This is a genomic window from Streptomyces odonnellii (assembly GCF_000981895.1).
Lineage (GTDB): Bacteria > Actinomycetota > Actinomycetes > Streptomycetales > Streptomycetaceae > Streptomyces > Streptomyces odonnellii.
In genome coordinates this window covers 1-2,813 of the sequence record NZ_LATD01000369.1, presented here as the reverse complement: position 1 = coordinate 2,813, position 2,813 = coordinate 1, and the positions used below count along the sequence as shown (strand labels likewise).

At 70.5% G+C, this 2,813-nt stretch carries 2 protein-coding genes and 1 pseudogene; 1 reads left to right on the top strand and 2 read right to left on the bottom strand.

All coding sequences use genetic code 11. From position 1 onward, the window contains the following. Positions 1-121 precede the first annotated feature (121 nt). Positions 122-1,053 (bottom strand): annotated as a pseudogene (locus tag WH07_RS41440) (Tn3 family transposase). A gap of 30 nt (positions 1,054-1,083) precedes the next feature. Further along, entirely contained in the window at positions 1,084-1,794 is a 711-nt protein-coding gene (locus tag WH07_RS29935) for a TetR/AcrR family transcriptional regulator (RefSeq protein WP_046506798.1), read from the bottom strand. 129 nt (positions 1,795-1,923) lie between these two features. On the opposite strand from WH07_RS29935, the gene WH07_RS29930 reads away from it, so the two are divergent. After that, positions 1,924-2,601 (top strand): SDR family NAD(P)-dependent oxidoreductase, encoded by a 678-nt coding sequence (locus tag WH07_RS29930; protein WP_046506795.1) that lies wholly within the window; start codon positions 1,924-1,926, stop codon positions 2,599-2,601. Positions 2,602-2,813 lie beyond the last annotated feature (212 nt).

The following is a 2,813-nucleotide window of genomic DNA, read 5'->3' as shown; positions in this document are numbered from 1 at the left end:
CCCCCACCTGGCCGCCGCCCATCCCGGCCTTGCCGCCCAACTCGACACCCTCACGAACTCCGCCGCACTCCCGGCAGCCCCCGACTGACCGGAATCCGCACAGCAGCGGGTCCCCGGCGTCTCAGGCGGCCCGACCGAAGCCGGCCGCTGCCGGGTCGTGCTCGCGCAGCGGGGTGAAGTCGACGTCCAGCTTCGGGTCGTACGCCTCGGGCTGGATGCCGAGCTCGTGCGTGCTGTACTCGCCGAACCGGTTGATGTGCTCGGTCAGGTACGGCGAGATGCGCGCCAGATCCTCCGGCTCGATCGTCCAGCCCTCCTCCAGCAGCTGCCGGACGATCTCGGCGGTGTCCAGGGCGTTGTGGAAGATCACCGCGTTCGTGAGCAGAGCGTTGACTTTCATCGCCTTCTCCTGCTCGACCGGATCGTTGTCGCGATGACGCGGCAGTTGCCGAAGCCGACCCACTGGGAGAACCGGTTGAACGACTCGACCTTGTTCGTCGCCGCCGTCACCCGCCCCCGAAGTGGCGCGTCGGTGAGGTGGCGCAGCAGCTGCGCGGTGCTCCCGTCGGATCGACTGCTCGGCGATCCGACGGGCCTCCGCCTGGCCTCCGCCTGGCTGTAGAGCACCCCGACCCGCTTGCGCACCAGGCCCTGGTGGTTCTTGGCCGTCTTCTGCGCCTGGTACACCGGCAGTGTGCCCTCCGGCAGCTCCACCTGGCGCCGGACAAAGTCCACCACCATGACCGGGACCTCCTCCAGCTTCGGGAAGCACCCCATGCGCTGATACGACTTCAGCATCAGCAGCAGGGCCGGCAGATGCTCATCGCCATCCGTGGCATCGAAGGCCCACTGAAGCTCATCGCGCGGCGGCGAGAAGAACAGAGGCAGCTCGTGCGCAGTGATCAGCCGCTTGAACCGCGGATACGCGGTCCGCTCGATCGAGGTCACAACCCACCCCAGGTCCCAGCCCCGTACCCCGGCGAAAGGCGCCGCCCGATGGACCACGCCGACAGATGAAGGAATTTCCGGAAGCACCGGCCGGCACTCAGACATCGCGGCGGCGTCGGCCCGCCGGCCGGTCGCTCAGCGCCGCTTGTCGGGCTCGGGCGAGCTGACGACGTGACTGGCGCGCCGCATGGCCTCGTAGAGTGCGGCGTCCTGCGGTGGGTCCGGTAGCGGTCCGCGGGCGGGGGTCTGGAAGGACTGGATCATCCATGCCACCACGCGGCGCCAGGCGTCGGGGGCGGCGTCGCCGGTGGCGCTGAGGACTCCGGAGTTGGCCATCAGGAGCAGTACGAGATCGCGGCTGGTGAAGTCGGCGCGCAGCTGTCCGCTGTCCTTGGCGCGGCTGATGAGCTCGAGGAAGCCCTCGTACGCGTCGGCACGCCGGGCCTCCAGCGTTTGGGCGCCGGGAAAGCTCATGGTCAGGATGTCGGCGAAGCCGCGGTCGGCGGCCTGCATCGCGCAGACGTCCTGGATGTAGCCGGTGAAGCCGTGCCACGGATCCGGGTCGGCCAGGGCCTGGTCGGTGGCCTGTGCGTATGCCTCCATGCGGTCGGTGAAGACCGCGACGACCAACTCCTCCTTGGTAGGGAAGTGGCGGAAGAGGGTGGCGATCCCGACTCCGGCCTCCCGCGCGACCGAGGCCATCGACGCGTTCAGTCCGTCGCGCCCGAAGACGGTGCGCGCGGCGGCGATGATCCGTCCCCGGTTGCGCTCCGCGTCGCTGCGCTTGGGCGGGGCCGCAGATCCGGCCGTGCTGCCGCCGTCGGCGTGCTGGTCTCGGGAGTGCATGTCGGTCAGGCTAGCAAACCGGAATGCCCTATCCAATTTCCGTGTTACCGTCGATCGCGAAACCGGATAGGGCTTTCCGGAACGGAAACGGATAGCCCTTTCCACCTCTCGTCCATGAAAGGCCCTCCCATGCCCACCATCGCCATCGTCGGCGCCGGCCCCCAGCTCGGCCTCGCCATCGCACGCACCTACGGCACGCACGGCTACGACGTCGCGCTGATCGCCCGCAACCGGGCCAAGCTCGAAGGTCTGGCCGGGGAACTGGCCGCGGAGGGCTTCACCGCCGCCGCGTTTCCCGCCGACGTCCTTGACCGCGCCGCGCTCACGCAGGCGCTCCAGGACGCGACCGCGCACTTCGGCGGCATCGACGTCCTGGAGTACTCGCCGGTCGGCGGCTTCGGCTCGACCGTCCTGACCGCCCCGGCCGCGACCGAACCGGCCGATGTGCAGCACGAGATGGAGTTCCAGCTCTACGGGGCGATCGCCGCCACCCGTGCGGTGCTGCCCGCCATGCGGGAGGCCGGTGCGGGCACGCTGCTGTTCACCACCGGCGCGGGCTCCGTCAACCCCGTGCCGCAGGTCGCCAACGTCAACGCCGCCGCTGCGGCCTTGCGCAACTGGGTGCTCAACCTGCACAACGAGCTGGACGGCACCGGCGTCCAGGCCGCCCACGTCGCCATCGACGTGTCCATCGGCACGTCGGTCGTTCCCGGGTTCCCCACCGCCAAGCCCGAGGAAATCTCCCCGGTCTACTGGGAGCTGCACACCACCCGCCGCGACCAGGCCGAGCTCGTCTTCAGCCGCTGACATCCACCGGCCACCGGGCCGCCGCTGGACCGCGTGGTCCTCGATCCGGACCGGGCCGCGGCGTATTGCGTCGCGGCACGGTCATGCGGGCGCCGATGTCCCGCGGCGCCGCGCTCACGGCGCGTGCGGGCGGGGGTCAGGAGGTGCGGGGCCGGTCGAGGCGGACCATCGCGCGGTACAGGGCGGTGGGCCCGGGCACGTCGGGCAGCGGG